Source organism: Lysinibacillus sp. RU7, from assembly GCF_057837305.1.
This window is the reverse complement of sequence record NZ_JBYQFK010000313.1, coordinates 1-236: the sequence shown is the minus strand read 5'-3', so window position 1 is coordinate 236 and position 236 is coordinate 1. Positions and strand designations below refer to the sequence as shown.

The 236-nt window shown below is 66.5% G+C and carries 1 pseudogene; it reads right to left on the bottom strand.

Going from position 1 to position 236, the window contains the following annotated elements:
* A pseudogene (locus AC3II9_RS22525) lies at positions 1-236 on the bottom strand (deazapurine DNA modification protein DpdA family protein); the annotation flags it as partial.

Genomic DNA, 236 nt, shown 5'->3' with positions numbered 1-236 from the left:
CCGCTCGATCGTCAAGGATAGGGCCTCGGCGCAGCGCTCATAGTCGGACGGCAGGCGCCCCTGGATGACTGGCATGAAGGTGTCGAGGATCCCTTCGTCATCGCCGCGCAGGCGGCACTGGATATTGGCCCGGACGGCGCGCGATATGCGGTCGAGCACCTCGTCGCGGTCGCCGGCGACCTGATGCTCGACGCAATAGTCGAGGCTTGCCCACCAGCCGAATGGATAAGCCGCCG